Source organism: Actinocorallia sp. API 0066, assembly GCF_020991275.1.
GTDB lineage: Bacteria > Actinomycetota > Actinomycetes > Streptosporangiales > Streptosporangiaceae > Actinocorallia.
Genome location: NZ_JAJLQY010000007.1, coordinates 407,506 through 426,718, shown reverse-complemented (window position 1 = coordinate 426,718; position 19,213 = coordinate 407,506). Strand labels below are relative to the sequence as shown.

The window sequence follows — 19,213 nt, the reverse complement described above, 5'->3', positions numbered from 1 at the left end:
GGTTCACACAGGCCCGTGGGCGGTTGAGCACAGGGCGCTGCTCGGACCGTCTGATGGACGCAGGCCGTGCGCCGCAGACGTCGGGGCGGCGACGCGCGGACGGTTGGTGAGTAGGCCGGGGCCGCTGACATGCGACCCGATGACCACGGGATTCCCCTGGCACGACGCGGCCGCCGCGCGTCGCCGCGTCGGGCCGTGCAAGCGTCCGAGGCGGGCTCGCACGGGCTCGTGGGCTTTGAGGACAGGGCGCTGCTCGGAGCGTCTGATGGACGCGGGCCGTGCGCCGCGCCGCAGGCGTCAGGGTGGCGACGGGCGTGGGGCGGCGCGCGGACGGTTGGTGAGTAGGCCGGGGCCGCTGACATGCGACCCGACGGCCACGGGATTCCCCTGGCACGACGCGGCCGCCGCGCGTCGCCGCGTCGGGCCGTGGGAGCGTCTCAGGCGGGCTCGCACGGGCTCGTGGGCTTTGAGGACAGGGCGCTGCTCGGAGCGTCTGATGGACGCAGGTCGTGCGCCGTAGACGTCAGGGCGGCGGCGCGCGGACGGTTGGTGAGTAGGCCGGGGCCGCTGATATGGGACCCGATGGCTACGGGATTCGTCTGGCGCGATGCGGCCGCCGTGCGTCGGTGCGTCGGGCCTTTGGGAGTTTCTGAGGCGGGCTGGCGCAGGTCCTTGGGCGGTTGAGGGCAGGGGGCTGTGTGGGGGGTCTGATGGATGTAGATGGTTGTCTGCGTGTGTTGGGTGGGCTGGTCGGTGATCGGGCTGGTGGCCGTGGGGGGTGGCCGTGTGTAGGGGGCTGGTGTGGCTTTCTGGGGGGTGGTGTCTTGTCGGTGGGGTCAGGGTGGGGTGGGGAGCCAGGTGGTGGAGATGAGGGTGTGTTCGGTGGTGTGGAGGTGGAGGGCGGCGGTGAGCCAGGCTTGGGCGAAAGGGGTGGGGGTGGGGTCGGTGAGGCGGCCGAAGGGGTCTCGGGGGCGGCGGTCGGCTTCGGCGGTGAGAGTGAGGGCCAGGGAGGCGGCGGTGGGGAAGCCGGTGGCTCGGAGGTGGGACGGGTCGGCGTCGCCGCGGAGGGAGCGGGCGGCGGCGCGGCGGCCGCCGGAGACGGTGAGTTCGATGAGGCGGCGGGAGCGCCAGAGGGGTGAGCCCGTTAGGGGGTCGGGGGTGGGTGGGGCTTCCGGGGGCGGTGGGAGGTGGGCGGGGAAGTGGGCGCCCTGGAGGCGGTCGTAACCGAGGTCGGCGTGGCCGTCCCACTGGGGCGGGAGGGTGAGGGTGGGGGCGTCGTAAGGGGCTGGGGCTACGGCCAGGGGGATGAGGGTGGCGGGGCGGTCCGGGTCCACGCGGACTATGGCGCGCAGGTGCAGGCCGGGGCGGCGGGACAGGGCGCGCAGGTTCTCCAGGTGGCCGAGATCGGGGTGCGCCAGGGCCGGGAGGAGGCGCACGACGGCACCCTCGGTGCCGTCGGGGCGGACCTCGCGGGCGCGGACGCCGTCACCGTCGGGGCCGATGATGACGAGGTCGCAGCCCAGCGGCGTGCGGGCCCGGTGCTCCGCCTCCTCGGGGTCGGCGCCCGGAGCCGTCGTGAGACGCTCGGCGACGGCCTCGGCGAGGGGTCTGCCGAACAGGCCCGGCGTGTTCCATCCGGAGCCGGGGATCTCGGTGGCGCGCACTCCCCTGCCCGCGCCGAGCCGCCCTTCGGGGGAGACGGTGGTGCCCGTCACGAGCAGGCCCGTCCTGGCGAGCCGGGCGTGGTCGAGGACACCGCCGCCGAGCGCGATAGCCGCGGTGCCCGCGCCGCGCGCCCTGGCCGGACCGCCCGGCCGGACGTCACCGAGGTCGTACCAGCGGCCGTCCTCGCCGAGCAGGTGGGTGACGACGCCGCCGTAGCCGGTGGCGCTGATGACGGGCTCACGGAACACACCGTGCAGGCGGAGGCTGCCGCCCGGCTTGTAGGCGCGGCGGGCGGTGCCGACGAGCGCCGCGTCGGCGTTACCCGCGCCGAGCAGGTGCGTGGTGAGCAGCAGTTCGCGCAGCGCGCCGACGAGGTCGGCGAGCCGGTGCGAGGCGTGCCTGGCCCGCGCCGAGCGCAGCCCCCGCACGACCCGCAGCGCCGCCGCCTCGGCCCGGTGCAGCCCGGCGACGCGCGCGGTGTGCGCGGCCCGCAGCAGTTCGGCCTGCGGCACCGCGCCCGCCGCGGGCACGCCCGCCGCCAGCACCGCCGCCGCGACCTCGAACAGCCCCCGCGCCGCCTTCTCCTGCCGCGCCGTCAACCGCACCGCCCCGGCCTCCTGGACGCCCTGGGCGGCCGCGCCGCCGAACCCCCCGACCGAGAGAGCGGCACCGCCCGGCGCCGTCACAGCGGCCCCCGGAGCGCCTCCCGAGGCGCTGGACGCCCCTGCCGCGCCCGAGCCGGACGTCACCCGCCCCGAGACGCCGTCCTGGTCGCTTGTGCCGCCCGGTGCCGTCGTGTGGCCTTCTGGGCCGTCCTGGAGGGCTGTGCCGCCCGGCGACGTGCCGGAAGGACCGGCGGGCGACGCGGCGTCCGGCTCGGCCTCGTCGCCTTCGCCGAGCCCGTTGAGGGACGGGTCGGGGAGGGGGCAGAGGGTGAGGAGGGCGGCGCGGTGGAGGCAGCGCGGGGAGAGGAGGCAGGTGCAGGCCACGGCGGCCGGGGTGGTGAGAACGCCGGTGGTGGGGTCGGGGGTGAGGGTGACGGTGGTGTCCTCGCCGCAGGCGATGGTCACGGAGCCGTCGGGCTGCTCAGCGCGGGGGTGCGCCTCGTACTGGGCGAGGGCGGCGTCGAGCTTCTTGCGCAGCCGTGTGGTGAGGCTCTCGACGGCCTCGGCGACGACGTCGGGGGCGGCGGGCGGGAGCGGCACGGTCATCGGGGTTCTCCGCGGAGGCGGTCGCCGACCCAGCGGGCCAGGGCGAGGGGGCTGAGGGCGGCCACCGGCATTCCCGCGGCGGCGACCTGGCGGGCTACGGGCAGGCTGTAGCGGGGTCTGCCTGTGTCGTCGAGGGCGGCGCAGCCGAGGAGGTGCGCCCCGGACGACGCCAAGGCGCGGACCTCGCTCAGGAGGCCGCCGAGCGGCGGCCCCTCCTCGAAGTCGCTGACGACGGCGATGAGGGTCCGGCTCGGCACCGTCATGAGGGACCTGGCGTGCGCGAGCCCCGCGGCGATGTGGGTGCCGCCGCCTACGCGCACTTCGAGGAGCAGCCCCAATGGGTCCCGCACCTGCCCGGTGAGGTCGATGACCTCGGTGGAGAAGGCGAGGAAGTGGGTGGACAGCGTAGGCACCCCGCCGAGTACGGCGGCGGTGAGCGCCGACCAGATGACGGACGCCTCCATCGAGCCCGAGACGTCCACCACGAGGATGAGCCGCCACTCCGACTCCTTGCGGGAGCGGGTGGCGAAGACGGGCCGTTCAGGGACGACGAGCGCCGTGCCGTCCTCCCGGCGGCGGGTGTGCGCGAGGTTGGCGCGCAGCGTGCGCGGCAGGTCGAGCTTGCCGCCGGGACGCCGGGTGGGGCGGGGTGTGGCGAGGCCGGTCAGGGCGGGCCGCACCTGGGTGGCCAGTTCCTTGGCGAGTTCCTCGACGAGCCTGCGCACGAGCGGCCGGAGCGCGGCGAGTTTCTGTTCCGGCATGCCTCCGGCGAGCGACAGCACGGTGGTGAGGAGCGCGACGGACGGGCGCACCGAGGCCGGGTCGAGCTGGGTGAGCACGTCGGTGCGTCCGGCGTCGGCGGCTCCGGCGAGCACCTCTTCGCGGAGGTCGGCGCCGAACAGGGCTTCGAGTTCGCTCGCCCAGTCGCGGGCGGAGGGGAAGGAGGCGCTGTTGCCTCCGCCGTCAGCGGATCCGAAGTCTCCTGAGCCTTCGCCTTGCCCCGCCCCGTACAGCTCGTCCAGGGCGCGGGCGTAGCGGCGGGCTTCGCCCGACAGGCGTTCGTTCTCCCGGCCGAGCAGGAGCCGCCACCGATCGGCGGGCGACAGCCGCTGCCCGGAAGCCGCGACCGTAGGAGCAGCGGCAGAGGCGGCGTCGGAAGACGGGCTCACCCCGGGGATGGTGAAGCCGAGCGCCTCCAACGCGGCGGTGGCGGCGGCGTCGGCCGACGTCCACTGGGCGAGCAGTTCAGGGGACGCGGCGAGGGTGGTGTCCACGGTGTCGCCGAGGCGTTCGGCGACGGTGGCGAGCAGCCTGCCGCGCGCGGCGGGGCTGAGCGCGTCGAAGCCGCCGCGCAGCGCGGGCAGCCGGTCCAGGAAGGCCCGGTCGGGCAGGGTCTCGACCCGGTCGGCGAGGGGGTCGAGCGCGGCGGGCGCGCTCTGCAGCAGGGGCGCGGCGGCGGCGAGCAGCCCGCGCAGCCGCCGGGCGAGCCGGGTGCGGCCGTCGGGGTCGGCGGCGCCGTCCACCCAGCCCGCGACGCGCGCGCCGAGCTCCGCCGCCGAGTCAAGCCCGAGCAGCACCTTGACGGCAAGCGAGGCCCCCTGCATGAGCGGCGACCCGTCAAGGGAGAGGTGGTTGAGCGCCCCCTCCATGCGGAGTCCCAGTCGGCGGTCGGCGGCCCGCACGGCCAGATCCACCACGGCACCCGCGTCTTCTGCCTTGTCGCCGCCTGCGAGTCCGGGTAGCGCGCGCACGGCGGCGTCCAGAAGGATCTCGGTCAGCTCCCCGGCGCTTTCGCGCAGTTCAGGGGTGGTGCCCGCCAAATGATCACGCCGGAGCGCCTCAGCCAGGTCGAGCCCTGAGACGAGTTCAGGCAGCGTCGCGGAGGCGGGCAGCGTGTCGGCTGCCTCGCGCAGCCGGACGGCGACGAGTTCGGGCAGGTCGCAGCGGGCGGCGGCCTCCAGCCCGGTGAGGATCGCCGCGCAGGTCGCGCCGCCTTCGGCCGACGCGCGCCGGTGTTCCTCGGCGAGGGTTCCGGCGGCGGCCTGGGCCGCGGTGACGCCCCTGACCCCGGCGAGGTCGAGGCGGGCGGGCACGGACGGGTTCCAGGTAAGCCGCCACTTGGCTCCCAGCGCGGCGGCGTCGCCGGTGCCCGCCACCTCCAGGGGTTTGCCGTAGCCGACGCCGCACACGGTGAGCCGCTGGAGCAGGATCTCGCGGCGCCGGTCGAGGTCGGAGCGCAGTGGTTCGAGCCTGATCTCGCGCGAGCCGGGGTCGTGCGGCCCCGGCAGGCGCAGCGCCGCGAGTTCGGCCTCGACGGACGGGCCGAGCCCGGAGCGCGGCGTGCCGGGGGCCGTCCTGCCGCGCGCGTTGCCCACCATGACCGTCTCCAGGGCCTTGGCGACGGCCCTGCCACGACCGAGGGTCTCGCCCTGGCCGAGCACCGTGGTGACGGCCTCTACCAGCTCGCCCCTACCGGGTGCGGGAAGGCCGCGTAGGGCGGCGAGGTCGCACGCGACCCGGAGCGCCTCGGCGGCCTCGCCCGTACCGGCGGTGTGCCCTGCGGCGCGCAGGGCACGGCACACGTCGGTGATGGCGCGGGCCGCCGCCTCCCGCAGCGGCGCGGGTTCCCCTCCGGCCTCCAGGACCGCCTGCTGCCAGCGCGGATCCCTGATCCCCGCCGGGTAGCCCGAGCGGGCGTCGAGGAGGTCGAACGCGTAGGGCACGAGGGACGTCACGGGGACGTCGGAGGCGGCCTCGCGCGGGTCGTACAGGCCCTCCCCGTCGAGGTCGACGAGGGCGGGCGCGTGGAACGCCCCGACGACGACGGCCGTCCGCAGTCCCCCGGCGACGGCGCCGCGCAGCACGGCGCGCATGTGCGCCTCCCGCGCGAGGTCGACGCCGGAGATCCCGGCGGCCGCCGCGTCGGCGCGCAGCGCCCAGCCGACGGCGAGCGCGGCCCGCCGCACCTCCTCGGGGGCGCAGCCGGGCGCCAGGACCTCGACGGAGCGGTCCCACAGGTCGTCGCCGTCCCGGCCCGCGCCCGCCGCGCGCAGGCCCGCCGCGTAGCGCTGGGGGCCGCCCGCGCCCGGTTCGCCGCCCGCCGCCCAGCCGGGGTCGGCGAGCGGCAGGTCGCAGCACAGGACGGGCACGTCATGGGCCCGCGCCCACCGGATCGCGGCGAGTTCCGGCGAGAAGTCCGCGAACGGGTAGAAACCGAGCCGTCCGTCCGCGTCCGTCCCGGCGAGGGCGAGCGGTGCCACCGCGCCCGGATCGCCCAGGTGCGGGAGCCAGCGCTGGAACTCGGCGGGCAGCTCCACGCAGACGGCGTCGGGCCGCGCCGCGTCCAGCAGCGCGGGGACGACGGCGGCGAGGGCCGGGCTGTGGTGCCGGACCCCCACGAGGAACGGGGCGGCGCCCGTGAGCGCGGCCACCGCCTCCCGGGGGTCGGCCGCCTCCTGGACGAGCGTCACCGGAGCGTCTCCCGCAGATCCCAGAGCCGCCGCCACAGGGCCGAGCCTTCTTCGGCGCGGCGGCGTATCGGGCCGTCCCAGTAGCCGAGCAGCCTGTCGTGGTCGGCGGGGTCGTCCTTGCGGACGACGCCCAGCAGGTGTCCGGGCAGCAGGTCGAGCACGTCGCCGCCGGGCAGGTAGGCGGTGGCGATGGCCAGGGACGCGGCCACCTGGACGGCCTCGGCGGTGGACATGACCGTGCCGGGCCGCTCCACGTCCCAGCCTTCGGCCGAGCGGCCCGCGCGCAGGTCGCGGAACACGGTGACGAGGGCGTCCAGGACGGAGGCGTCCACGCCGAAGCCGGCGCCCGCGCGCTCGACGGCGGCGGTGGCCTGGCGGCGGACGAGCGCCGTCTCGGCGTCCGGGTCGCCGATCGGCTCGACGGTCTCGAAGTTGAACCGGCGCTTGAGCGCCGCCGACATCTCCGACACGCCCCGGTCGCGCAGGTTCGCGGTGCCGATGACGGTGAAGCCGGGCGCGGCGGCGACCTGCCCCTCGTCGGTGCCCGCGAGTTCGGGGACGCTGACCCGCCGGTCGGACAGGATCGACACAAGCGCGTCCTGTACCTCCGGCAGGCAGCGGGTGACCTCCTCTACGCGGGCGACGCGGCCCGTCCGCATCGCGGTGAGGACGGGCGAGTCCACGAGGGCCTGCCTACTGGGGCCCTGGGCGAGGAGGAGGGCGTAGTTCCAGCCGTAGCGGAAGGCGTCCTCGGTGGTGCCCGCGGTGCCCTGCACGGTGAGCGCGCTGGTGCCGCTGACGGCCGCCGCCAGCAGCTCCGACAGCATCGATTTGGCGGTGCCGGGCTCGCCTACGAGCAGCAGCCCGCGCTCCCCGGCCAGGGTGACGACGCACCGCTCGACCAGGGCCCGCTCGCCGACGAACTTCGCCGTGATCTCCAGTTTGTCCGGCAGGCCGGGCACGGGCGCGGGCAGCGCGTAGGGCTCGGCCGCCCCGCACACGAAGTCCACGACGGCGCGCGGGGTGAGCGCCCATCCGGGCGGGCGGGGCCCGCTGTCGTAGGCGGCGAGGAAGGCGAGTTCCTCGGCGTGCCTCTCCTCGGCCGGCAGCACCTGCCGGGCCTGGCTGGCGACGGACGTCATGGGTCGTTCCTTCTCCTCGTGCTTCCGGGGGGCTGGGGGCGGGGTCACCGGCGCCTGCCGGTGCGCCGCACCTCGAGGTCGGCGAAGCGCGGCTCGTCGCCCTCGGTGATCCGCTTCCAGGCGCGCCGGTACACGTCGGCGACGGGCTCGGAGGGGACGGTGAGGGTGAGCGGCGAGCTGCCGTCGGAGGACAGGTCGTACAGGGCGTGTTTCCACTGCTCCATCGGGATGCGCGGCATGCGGGCCTCGGCCCACGCGCCGGGGAGGAACAGGCTCCGCCCCGCCCTCGTCCTACGGGCCTCCAGGACGAGCCCGCTCTCGGCGAGCTCGGCGCGGGCCGCCTTGAGCCGGGCGGGCTTCCAGCCCGTCCAGCGTGCCGTGTTGCGGTCGGTGGGGTCGGGCATCGCGAGCAGCATCAGGTAGACGGCGGCGGCGTCCGCGCCCAGGCCGTGCCGTTCGACGACGGCGGTGACGAGCTCCGGCACCGACCGCGTCGGGTCCTGCGGCCACCAGGTGCCGTCGGGGCCGCGTTCCCCGGCGACGGGATCGCCCGGGTCGGCCAGCAGCGCGTCGAAGCGCGGGTCCTTCACCGCGCGTAGGGCGATCTCGACGGGGAAGGGCGTGCCCGCCGACGAGCGGAGCGCCGGTAGGTACGGGTCCTCCCCTGCGGCGTCCAGGAGGGCGGCCTTGATGGCCGGGTAGGGCATCGTGTCGTAGGTGGCCAGCACGATGGCGCCGTACCGGACCCAGCCCTCACCCTCCTCGGTGGGCGCGCCGGCCGCCTTGCGGAAGGCGGTGACGTCGAAGTACCTGTCGAACCTGAGCATCAGGCCGGGGTGGGCGAGCCGCTCCCGTACGGTCCTGAGCGCCTCGGGCAGGCGGGCCCGCAGGGGGTCGCCCGCGGGGAGCCGGTGGGCGAGCCACGCGGTCATCGCGACGGAGGTGGTGAACACCTGCGCGGTGAAGCCGTCGCCGTCGCCGACGGGGACGAAGTTGTCGCGTTCGACCTTCCACTCCAGGTCGCGGGTGAGGCGGGGTTCGGTGGCGGGCTCCAGCACGCCGCGCAGCGCGGCGGTGGCCTCCCAGCCGAGCCGCACCGCCTTGCCCGCCTCGCCGAGCAGCGCCTCGGACACCGCGATCCGGGCGCCGACCGCGCGGTTCCACACGGCGGCGGCGGCCACCGCGTCGGGGCCCTTCAGCCACAGGTCGGCGGGGTCGGCGGGCAGCAGCGCGGCCAGCAGCTCCTGCCGGACCTGGAGGTCGAGCTTGGTGAGCTGGTCGCGGGCGAGGTCCGCGTCGGCGACCTTGACACCGAGCGCCTTGCGCACCTCGGCGGACAGGAAGCCGCGCTCCCGCGCGGCCAGCCCCGGCATGCCCGCGACGACGAGGGCCGCGAGGGTCGGCGTGACGCCGGTGCGCCGGGCGAACTCGGCGGCGGCCTCCGGGAACCAGGGGGCTGGCCCGCGCGCCACGTACTCGGCGAGGTAGGCGACGGGAGGCCCGGCGCTCCAGGGGACCGTGGCCTCCTCGATCCGCCGCACCCGGTAGGGCGCGGGGATCTCGAACGCGCCGGACGGGTCGTGGTAGAAGCCCTCAAAATCGGCTCCGTCCGGGTCGTAGTTGCTGTTCAGGACGACGAGGACGGCGCCTCCGTCCAGGGCGAGCAGCGCCTCCCGGTTGCCGGGCCGGTTCGTGCCGTCCGCGAGCCGGACGGCCGGGCCGTCGAGCCGGAGGTAGACGCGCCGCCACCGGTCGAGCCCCTCGGCGAGCAGCCTCGCGCGGTCGAGCTCGGCGAGCAGGGCGCCCAGCACGTCGCGGTGCGCGGGGTCGGAACTCCAGGAGACGGCCCGTAGCAGCGCGCCCGCCCTCGCGCCGAGCAGGGCGGTGAAAGACAGCCGGGTGTAGGGCGCGGCCACCCCGGCCAGGTGCAGGGTGCCGCGCGGGGCGGGCTCCTGCTCTCCCGCGACGAGCCGGGAGATCAGGTCGACGGTCTGGGCGAGGCCGGGGGTGTTCTCCACGCCCCACCAGCGCTGCCCGTCGATCCCGCTGAGCGCGGTGTGCACGAGCTGGTCGGCGGGCCCCTCGAAGGCGTCCTCCGGGCCGCCGGACAGCGCGTTCGTCAGCCGCTCGACCGTGGCGTTGATGATGTTCTGCTGGCCCGCCGCGTGCGTGATCACGCCCGTGAGGCCGGTGACGAGCGCGTCGTGGGTCACCGAGGGCAGCAGCGCCCGGACGGCGTCGGCGAGGCCGTCAGGGGCCGTGTGGGCGGCCTTGAGGAGCGCGGCGGCGGTCTCGCGGTCGATCCGGCGCAGCGCGGCCGAGCCACGGTTGTCGCGGGGCCGCAGGTGGGCCCAGTAGCGCCACGGCGGCAGGATCACAGTGCCGCGGCCGAAGACGCCGGGCAGGTGGTCGGTCTTGGCGGTGGCGACGGCCCTGCCCTCGGGGTCGAACAGCTCGACCGACCAGGGTTGCCGGGCGATGGTGCGCGGCCTGGGGTCGCCCGGCAGGAACAGCAGCCCGGGGACGCCGTGGTGGACCCCCGCCGAGACGTTCCCGGCGAGGTCCTCGGCGCGCCACTGGGAGCCGTCGGCGGACCTGATGACGCGCTTGCCGAGCACCCCTCCGACGAGTTCGCCTATCGCGGTGGTGCCCTCGGCCGGGAAGGGCATGAGCCAGCCTTCGGAGACGATCTCGCCGTCCGCCAGGCGGGGTGTGAGGAACGCGGGCGGCTGCCGACGGCCCAGGGCGCCGCTGCGCGGGTCGTACTCGTGCCACGCCTCCCCGTCCTCGTCGGTGGAGCGGCGCACCCAGAACGACGTGCCGTCGCCGATGACGTCGCGGTTCTCGGGCAGCGCGGTGTCCCCGACGTGGAGGATCCCGGCGCCGGTGGTGCGGCCGCCGCCCGGCACCGGGAGGCTGACCGGTTCGTCGCCCCTGTGCCAGTTCAGGGTGGTCGCCTGGACGTCGGCGCCCGTCAGCGAGAACACGCGGTCGGGCTCGGTGTGCCAGTAGCCGTGTGTGCCCCGGTTGCCGCGCGTCTCCCAGTGGACGAGCAGGACGCCGTCCACGTAGCGGAAGCCGACGTCGCCCGTGTCGGCGGCGGGCACCCGCAAGGCGTGGTCGAGGACGACGCCGTCGCCGTCCAGCACGAGGGCGCGCGCGGAGTCGGCGACGACGAGGTAGGGCCATTCCTCGACGATGGTGAGGTCGTGGGCCTGGTCCGGCCTGGACAGCTCGTTCACGGCGGCCTCGAACGCGGGCCAGTGCAGCTCGTCCAGGAGCCCGCCCCGCAGTGTCGTCGCGAGGACTTCGGCGAGGTCCACCATGGAGGCGTCGCCTACGGCGTCCGCAGCGAGGGCGAGCGTCTCGCCGGGGAGCCTGGCGATCTGGTCCAGGGCGCCGTGCAGGTGCGGCAGGCCGGTGCCACGGGCGCGCGCGGCGAGGCCGCGCACCCACTCGCCGAGCAGGGGGCGCGCGCCGGGCGAGGCGGCGAGGGCGCGGAAGACCTCCTCGTCGTTGCCGTTGACGTTGTCGAACCCGCCGAGGAACGCCTGGCGGAAGCGCGGGTCGGCGCCGACGGCCGCGAGGTCGCGCCGCTCGGCGGCGCGGCCCCAGGCCGACAGGGCGAGCCTGCGGCGCGGCGCCGGATCCTCGACGGGCAGGCCGAGGGCGAGGAGGACGTCGAGGAGGTCGGCGTTCTCCGGCACCTCAAGGGCGGCGCCCTTGGCGGCGAGTTCGGCGCGCAGGCGGCCGCTCATCCGCGTGACGAGCTCCTCCAGCGCGGGCAGGCGGTTGGCGCGCCGCCACCGGCTTGAGGGGGCGTTGACGAAGCGGCGGAGCCAGCCCACGGCGCCGTCCTTGGGCGCCTCCTGCGCCGGGTCGCACAGGAGGGCGGTGGCGCCGCTCTCCTCCAGCACCTCAAGCCACAGCTCGGGCATGCCGCCGTCCTGCGCGGACGGCGCCATGTCAAGGAGCTGGGCGCGGATCTCGGGGCGGGCGGCGGCGAGCTCGACGATGGCGGCCCGGTGCGCCTTCCACCAGCCCATGCCCGCCGCCGACGTCGCGGGCAGCTCCAGCATCCGCGCGACGTACTCGCGCTCGGCGTCCGCCGCGTCGCCTCCGGCCGCGCGTGCCAGCCGCCTCAGGTCGGTGCCCATCTGCGCGGACGGAGGCAGCCCGCCGGAGGTGCGGCGCACGCACAGCCTGACAAAGCGGTGCAGGGCCTCGTCCGCAGGCAGCCGCGCCGAGAGCTCCTTGGCGTAGGCGGAGAGGGTCTTCACCGGGACGGCCCCGGCCAGGGCGAACTCCAGGAACACCTCGTCCAGGCGGTCCTCGTCCAGGGGGATGCCGTGCTCGGTCTCGGACTTGCGCGCGCGGGTGAACAGCTGGGCCGCGTACGTGGGGTTCTCGACGGCGAGGAAGTCGCGCCCGGCCCGCTCGTAGAACGTCGGCAGAAGGTGCGGGACGGAGACGGCGAGGCGTCCGCCCAGGTCCACGTACGCCTCAAGGGCGGCCTTCGGCTTGTTCGCCGCGAGGCGGGCGGCCCGCTCCATCTCGGGGACCACCGCGAGCGCGTGGTGGCCGTCCTCGGGGTGGTGCACGAGGACCCACTCGGGGAACCCGAGGGAGGTGCGCCTGCCCAGGCCGACGATCTCGGGGGCGGCGTCCGGCTCCAGGCCGAGGAAGGCCGCGGCGGCGTCCTCCGCCTCCCCGGTGTCGGCGGCCGTCAGCCTGACCACCACCCGGTCGGCCAGGGCGGGGTGCCGGTAGGCGCGCGCGGTGAACGGCACCGCCTCCTCGCCCGCGTCCGTGGTGCCCGTGGGCAGGAACCCGCCCGCCGCCAGCAGCCGTGCCGCCGTGCTCTCCTCGCTCACGCGTTCTCCTCCACGACACGGCCCGCGTACAGGGCCGAAGCCATCCGCATTCCCTCCGACCACGCCACCGGGCCGACCTGCGCGAGCTTCACCGCGCGGCCCTCGGTGTCGTGCCACGCCAGCGCGCCCGTCTCGGTGTCGCCGTCCCAGTAGGGCTCGCCGATCCAGACCGACGCCTCCAGGGCGCCCTCGGCGTCGCGCACGCGGCACGTGGCGTAGCCGCCGGAGACCCGGTAGCCGAGCGACGTGGCGCGCGCCGCGAGCCGGAACCGCGACCCGTACTTGCCGCCCGCGAACCGGTTGCTGCTGGTGGCGGCGGGGTCGAGGTCGGCGGGCTTGGCGAACGTCGCCCGGTAGATCTGCTCGACCCGCTGGGTGACGCCGAGTTCGGCGGCGAACTCCCGCAGCTCCTCCAGGTCGGGCAGCAGCACGGGGTGCGGCAGCGTGACGGACTCCGCGACGATCCGGACGGTCTCGCCGTCGAGGTTCACCGCGCGCAGTTCGCCCGTGCCGGTGACGTCCCGCAGGAAGCCCGCCTCGTCCGGGTCGTCGCCGACGACGGCGAGGTCGCGCAGCGCCGACCGCCACGCCTCGTCGGGCCAGACCCGCGCCAGCAGCGCGGCGGGCACCGGCAGCGACGAGACCATCCAGGCGTCGACGCGGGCCGCGCACTCGGCGGCGTGCCGGTCGAGCCACACGGCGAACCGCCGCAGCCGCGCCACCTCGGCGTGGTCGCGCACCGCCTTGGGCAGCGTCTTGAGCTGCCTTCCGGCCGAGCGCCCCGACGTCGAGCGCGCCGCGACCTTTCCGTCCACGAGGGCTATCTCGTAGCCGTCCCCCGCCTGTACCCAGCCCACGCGGGCCCACCTCCCGATTCACACGACGGCGGGAGCACTCCGGCATCCCGCCCGACGAATGATCAGAACCTAGCGGGCCCCACTGACAAAGCTGCGCGATCGGCGAAGTCCGTCGTGTCCGTCAAAAGAACGCTTACCGACATGATCGGACAAGCAGGCGTTAAGATCACGAAAAACCAAGATCAGATGACAAACGGCCCCCACCGTGACGGCAGGGGCCGATCGTCGCACGAGACGCGTCGGGTCAGCGCTCCAGGGACGCGCGGGGCCAGTCGGCGCGGATCGCCGCCGCCTCGTAGGTCTTCTGCAGGAACTCCAGCAGCTTGGCGTCCGGGTCGGCGGCCGTCCGGACCGCCTCGTAGGGGAGCACGAACTCGCCGAGCGAGGTGTCGTAGCGCGCCTCGGACGGGCCGGAGGGCATGTCCCGGAAGCCCTCCGGCTCCGGGTAGGCGTAGGCGTAGAAGAAGCCTTCGCCGTCGCCGCCCGGCCAGTAGCCCGCGCTGCTCACCTCCTGCGAGTACGCCTCCAGCATCACGTGCGGCCCGCAGTTGGGCACCTCGCCCTTCCACGGCGGCGCCTCACGCCCGGAGAAGCGGGTCGTGGCGAGGTCGAGCGCTCCCCAGAACAGGTGGACGGGGCTCGCCTTGCCGACGAACCGCGACCTGAAGTCGAGGAGCACCCTGTGCGCCTCCACCAGCAGCCGCCAGAACCGCAGCGCCTGCTCGGGATCGTAGGCGCGCGGCGCGTCGTCGTCCGGGAACGGGACGGCGACCTCCAGCTCCACGGGCACCGGCCAGATGTCGGTGTGCAGGCCGAGCTCGTCGAGCATCTCCATGAGCCGGGCGTGGAACTGCTCGACGGTGTGCTGCTCGCCCAGGGCCAGGCGCCTGCCTGTGCCGTCCGTGACGTTGATGTCCAGGCTGTTCGCCATGAAGTCGAAGTCGATGGCGAAGCTCCGCCCCGGATCGCCCGGGATGAGCGACGTGGTGAGCCCCTTGGACGTCAGGTAGAGCGGGGCGTTCCACCATTGATTGATGAGCGGCGTACGGGCGATGCGCACCTTGCCCACCACCTGCGTCCACAGGATCAGTGCGTTCTTGGTGGCCTCGAAGTCCTTCATGGGCAGCGGCGGCCAGACCGGTGACATGCGCGGGCTCTCCTTCAGACGGTCCGGTGGGGCAGGGACACACGCAGCTTCGACTGCCTGTGCGGGAGTGCTTCCCAGTCGTCCATGAAGACCGCCTCCAGGCCGTAGCGCCGGGCGAGCGCGGTGAGCGTCTCGGTCCGGTAGTAGAAGTCCTCACGGAGCACCTGGTGCTCGGGGCCGGTCGTCCGGTCGAAGGTGAAGTCGAAGAAGCCGCCGGGCGCCAGCACCGCGCCGACGTTCGCGAGGCACTCCTCGATGACCTGCAGCGGGGAGTGCGAGAAGACGCTGTGCGCGTGCACCACGTCGAAGTGTCCCCGTGGCAGGAAGGAGAAGTCCAGGCCCCGGACGGGCGTCAGGTGCGGGATCTTGTGCTGGAGGCCGTGCCTGCGGAGCACGTCCTGGGCGGCGAACAGGATGTCGGGCGAGATGTCGATGCCGTAGTAGTTGCCGGTGTCGAGGTACTCGATGAACCTCCAACCCGCCCGGAGGTTCCCGCAGCCGATCTCCAGTAGGCGGTGCTCGGGCTTGAGCCCGTGGGAGAGCAGGTAGTCGTACTGCATCTTCCCCAGGGCCAGCCAGCGGTCGTGGGAGGCGCTCCCCACGGCCTGCTCGGGGTTGCGCGCCGTGTCGGAGCGCATCACCGCCCGGTAGTAGCTGACGTGGTCTCCCGTGGTCATCCGGAACCACGAGTCACGCGCCCACCGCTGCGCGTAGGAGGAGATCCGGTGGGGGTGGCGCACGGCGTAGCCGACCTTGTGCGCGAACGACGCCCGATTCTTGAACTCCATGAAGCCCCTTCAGGCACCCGAGGTATACCGGCTGCTCTCCCGGCCTCAGGGTTTCTACCAGCAGGAACGCGGCCTTCCGTGCCGCTGGCGGCTTCGTCCCCGACACCCCACTCAGCCGTGTCGGCCCGTTCCCCCCGCTATGTCACCGCCTCACCGCCGGGGCCGTCGCGGGTGGCGGATGAGGAGGGAGGCGTGAACCTCCTCGGGGGTGGCGGTGGCGTAGAGGTGCGGGGTGTCGGAGACCCAGGAGGCGTGCGAACCCGGAGGGAGCGTGAGGGGGGCGTCCGGGGGGCCGACGAGGGCGGTGCCCTGGAAGACGGTGAGGTACTCGGTGACGCCCTCGGGGTGGGCCGGGGAGATCTGGCGGCGGCCGGGACGGATGTGGAGGCGGTACAGCTCGGTGGTGTGGGAGGCGTCCTCGAACGTCTCCAGCAGGAGGGCGGTGACGGCCTTGCCGTGCACGGGGAGGACGGGAGCGGGCGGCGCGGGGGCCGGGTCGGTCAGCAGGGCCGCGAAAGGGACGTCGAGCTGCGCGGTGATCGCGTAGAGGGTCTCGACGGTCGGGTTGCGCGTTCCGGCCTCCAGCGCCGACAGGGTGGCCTTGCCGACGCGGGCGCGGTGCGCCAGCTCGGAGAGGGACAGGCCGCGGGCCTGGCGCAGCGCGCGGAGGCGGCGGCCGATCTCGGCGGCGAAAGCGGGTCCGTCGGTCACGGGACAAGGATGCCACTGTTCCGTTTACGGAACACCCGGCCTACACTGGGCGTTCCGTAAACGGAACAAAGGGGGCGGGATGCGGATCCTCCAGCCGGTCCTGGCCGGTGCCGTCATGGCCGTCGTGGGCTTCGCCAGCTCGTTCGCGGTCGTGCTCGCCGGGCTGCACGCCGTCGGCGCCGACGACAGGCAGGCCGCCTCAGGGCTGCTCGCCCTGTCCGTCGCGATGGGCCTCACCGCGATCCTCCTCGGCCTGCGCTACCGGACGCCCATCAGCATCGCGTGGTCCACCCCCGGCGCGGCCCTGCTGGCCACCTCGGGCGACGGCGTCACCTACCGCGAGGCGCTCGGCGCGTTCGCCGTGACGGGCCTCCTGATCGTCCTGGCGGGCCTCTCCAAAGCCCTGGGACGGCTCGTCGCGGCCATCCCCGTGCCGCTCGCCGCCGCGATGCTCGCGGGGGTCCTGCTGCCGCTCTGCCTCGCGCCCGTGCGCGCCGTCGCCGAACTGCCGCGCGCCGCGATCCCGATCGTGCTGACCTGGCTCGTGCTCGGCAGGTTCACGGCGACGAAACGGTGGGCCGTGCCTGCGGCGCTCTCCGTCAGCGTCGTCGCGGTGCTGCTTCTGCGCGAACCGGGCGCCGCCGCCACGAGCTACCTGCCTGTGCTGACCTGGGAGACGCCGTCCCTGTCCGTACAGGCTCTCGTCGGGGTGGCGCTGCCCCTGTTCGTCGTGACGATGGCGTCCCAGAACGTGCCCGGCATGGGCGTGCTCGCGGCCAACGGGTACCGGCCCGACCTGCGGCCCATCCTCGTCGCCACCGGGGCCGCGACGACGGCGGGCGCGCCCTTCGGCGGGCACGCGGTCAACCTCGCGGCGATCACCGCCCAGCTCGCGGCGGGCCCCGACGCCCACCCCGACCCTTCGCGCCGCTGGATCGCGTCGGTCTCGGGAGGTGTCTTCTATCTGTTCATCGCCTTGGGCTCCGGGGCGGTGGTCTCCCTTATCTCGACGTCGCCGTCCCTCCTCATCGAGACGGTCGCGGGCCTCGCCCTCCTCGCCTCGTTGGGCTCCGCCCTGTCCGCCGCCGTCCAGGAGGTGTCTTCGCGTGACGCGGCGGTCATCACCTTCGCCGTCACCGCCTCCGGGATCAGCCTTCTCGGCGTCGGCGCGGCCTTCTGGGGCCTGCTGTCGGGTCTCGCCTACGCGGCCCTCACACGACGCCCCTCCCCCGCCGTCGAAGGCGACAAGGAGCCCACGACCCCGGTGCCGGATCGGCCCCTCGCCGAACGTAAAAGCCGCACGACCGCCTCTAACTGAGCGGCCTACGCCGTCGGGTTACTGGTCGGCGCGGCCCTGCCAGACCTTGAGGTCGATGCCGCTGTGGCCGTAGGCGGCGCGGGCACGGACCTTGACGATGCCCAGAAGAGTGCCCTGCCGACGGGACCCGTAGGCTGCCCGCCGTAGCCCAGGCCACCGGCGATACCCCGCAAAGCCCGACAGGCTTGGTTTTTCCGACACAGGGGACCTATCGCCCTCCGCCCGGCTTTGCGCGGTCCGTCGATCTAGAGTTGTCGATCTATGAGCGGACACAGCGGTGAATGGGCGGCGGTGGACGTCGAGACGTCAGGGATCGACAGGAACCGGCACCGGGTCCTGTCGCTCGCGGTCCTCGTGCTCGACGCCGACGGATGGCCGGTCGAGGAGTACACGACGCTGCTGAACCCCGGCTGCGACCCGGGGCCTGTGCACGTCCACGGGCTCACCAGGGAGCGGCTCGCGGGCGCGCCGCGCTTCGCCGACATCGCCGAGCGGACGGCGGAGCTGCTGGACGGCAGGGTGATGGTCGCGCACAACGCCCAGTTCGACCACGGCTTCCTCACCCGCGAGTTCGCCGCGTTGGGCATGTCGATGCCTGCGCGGCGCACCCTGTGCACGCTCCAACTGAACCGGAAGCTGCGTCCCCCTACGCCGGACTTCAAGCTCGGCACCCTCGCCGCGCACTACGGCGTCCCGCAACAGCGCGCGCACGACGCCCTCGACGACGCGCGCGTCCTGGCCGGGATCCTGCGCGGCTCCCTGGCGGCGGCGAAAGCGCGCGCGCTGGAACTGCCGATAGCCGACGGAGCCAGCCTGTGGCGTGGGTCGTTCCCGCCGAGCGTCCCCAAGCCGCGCTGCGCCTACGAGAGCCCCGGACGCTGGCGCAGCGGGCAGCCGCTCGTGCAGGGCATGAAGATCGCCTTCACCGGCGAGACCGAGACGTCGCGGATCGACCTCACCGCGCGGTCCGTCGCCGCGGGCCTCGACGTGATGGGCAACGTCAGCCGGTACACGAGCCTCGTCGTCGCCAACGACGCCCGCTCGACCTCGACCAAGGCGCTGCGGGCCCGCGCGGAGAGCGTCCCGTTCGTCGACGAGCGCACGTTCCTCGCGCTGCTGCCCGGCATCCGCCCCGGCCGGCTCAGGGAGCGCCGGGCCGCAGCGCCGCCACCGCCACCCGCGGCTCGTCCGCGTAGAACCTGACCGTCGAGACCCGCGCCGTGCCGCCCAGCGGCCGCGTCACCTCGACGGGCTCGGTGAACGCGAGCACCACGTTCGTCTCCGCCGAGACGCCCAACACGAGGACGTCGTCGGCGAACGTGACGCCGTAAGGCTCGTCGTAGGAGCGGGCGAGGCGTACGTCGGCGATCCGTGCGCGCGCGACGGCGAGGTCGAACACGGCGCCGTGGCGGATCCGCACGTGCTCGCGCGTGACGACGTGCGGGCGCGTCGCGTAGGCGGCCGCCATGGAAACGATCGCGACGAGCGCCCACACGTGCAGGCCGAGGGAGACCGCGCCGAGGACGGGCGGGGCCTCCATCCCCCGGAACATCGCCTCCAGGGCGATGGTCTCCACGACCATGGAGAAGCCGAAGACGAGGAGGAGGGAGTTCCCGGCCGACGCGTAGGGCACCGCCACCGAGCCCGCCGGAACGCCGTGCTTTCTGCGCACCGCCCACAGCCCGAGGCTCACGGTGCCGCGCACGTCGATGGCAAGCAGCCGCCGCGCCTTGCGCAGCACGTCTTGAGTCCCCATACGTCCATCAGACACCAGGGCACCGTGCCGGGGTCAAGACGCGGACCCGGCCGGAAATGGCGCCCCGGCATTCGGGAACCGCTTGACGCGAGAACTTTTGCGTTTACCGGCGCCGACCGACGGCGGTCGGAATGGCGGTTCCGCCGACCCGCCGGGAGAAGAGCGTTCCGGGAATTGCTGGATCATGAAAACGGCGGGCCGCCGGATCATGAGGCGCCGTCCGCCTTATCGGACGGTCCTGACGCGCGTGCGCATTCCGTTTCCGTATCTCGGA

At 74.5% G+C, this 19,213-nt stretch carries 11 protein-coding genes; 2 read left to right on the top strand and 9 right to left on the bottom strand.

Annotated features, from left to right (window positions below):
* Positions 1-836: 836 nt before the first annotated feature.
* From LO762_RS20375 to LO762_RS20340, 8 genes are all read right to left on the bottom strand, one after another.
* Positions 837-2,876: a hypothetical protein gene (locus LO762_RS20375; RefSeq protein ID WP_230617382.1), complete on the bottom strand. Its 2,040-nt coding sequence runs from the start codon at positions 2,874-2,876 to the stop codon at positions 837-839.
* The gene (locus LO762_RS20370) at positions 2,873-6,346 is read right to left on the bottom strand and encodes a DUF5682 family protein (protein ID WP_230617381.1); all 3,474 of its coding nucleotides are present in this window, start codon (positions 6,344-6,346) and stop codon (positions 2,873-2,875) included. The genes LO762_RS20375 and LO762_RS20370 overlap by 4 nt, the downstream gene beginning before the upstream one ends.
* Entirely contained in the window at positions 6,343-7,488 is a 1,146-nt protein-coding gene (locus LO762_RS20365; protein ID WP_230617379.1) for an AAA family ATPase, read from the bottom strand. Before LO762_RS20365 ends, LO762_RS20370 begins: the two co-directional genes overlap by 4 nt.
* A gap of 44 nt (positions 7,489-7,532) precedes the next feature.
* Positions 7,533-12,362: a DNA-binding protein gene (locus LO762_RS20360; RefSeq protein ID WP_230617377.1), complete on the bottom strand. Its 4,830-nt coding sequence runs from the start codon at positions 12,360-12,362 to the stop codon at positions 7,533-7,535.
* On the bottom strand, positions 12,359-13,219 hold the full coding sequence (locus LO762_RS20355) for a DUF4132 domain-containing protein (RefSeq protein WP_230617376.1): 861 nt from the start codon (positions 13,217-13,219) through the stop codon (positions 12,359-12,361). The genes LO762_RS20360 and LO762_RS20355 overlap by 4 nt, the downstream gene beginning before the upstream one ends.
* A gap of 244 nt (positions 13,220-13,463) precedes the next feature.
* On the bottom strand, positions 13,464-14,366 hold the full coding sequence (locus LO762_RS20350; RefSeq protein ID WP_230617374.1) for a DUF5996 family protein: 903 nt from the start codon (positions 14,364-14,366) through the stop codon (positions 13,464-13,466).
* 14 nt (positions 14,367-14,380) lie between these two features.
* Positions 14,381-15,154, bottom strand: a complete 774-nt coding sequence (locus LO762_RS20345; protein WP_230617372.1) for a class I SAM-dependent methyltransferase — start codon at positions 15,152-15,154, stop codon at positions 14,381-14,383.
* Between the two features lie 150 nt (positions 15,155-15,304).
* Positions 15,305-15,865, bottom strand: coding sequence for a helix-turn-helix domain-containing protein (locus tag LO762_RS20340; RefSeq protein ID WP_230617370.1), 561 nt, complete (start codon positions 15,863-15,865; stop codon positions 15,305-15,307).
* A gap of 79 nt (positions 15,866-15,944) precedes the next feature.
* Here LO762_RS20340 and LO762_RS20335 point away from each other — a divergent pair, with 79 nt between their 5' ends.
* Both LO762_RS20335 and LO762_RS20330 read left to right on the top strand, forming a co-directional pair.
* The gene (locus tag LO762_RS20335; RefSeq protein WP_230617368.1) at positions 15,945-17,183 is read left to right on the top strand and encodes a benzoate/H(+) symporter BenE family transporter; all 1,239 of its coding nucleotides are present in this window, start codon (positions 15,945-15,947) and stop codon (positions 17,181-17,183) included.
* Between the two features lie 261 nt (positions 17,184-17,444).
* Complete coding sequence (locus LO762_RS20330) at positions 17,445-18,386, top strand: exonuclease domain-containing protein (protein WP_230617367.1); 942 nt, start codon at positions 17,445-17,447, stop codon at positions 18,384-18,386.
* Here LO762_RS20330 and LO762_RS20325 read toward each other — a convergent pair.
* The gene (locus tag LO762_RS20325) at positions 18,325-18,939 is read right to left on the bottom strand and encodes a hypothetical protein (RefSeq protein ID WP_230617365.1); all 615 of its coding nucleotides are present in this window, start codon (positions 18,937-18,939) and stop codon (positions 18,325-18,327) included. The genes LO762_RS20330 and LO762_RS20325 overlap by 62 nt on opposite strands.
* Between the last annotated feature and the right edge of the window lie 274 nt (positions 18,940-19,213).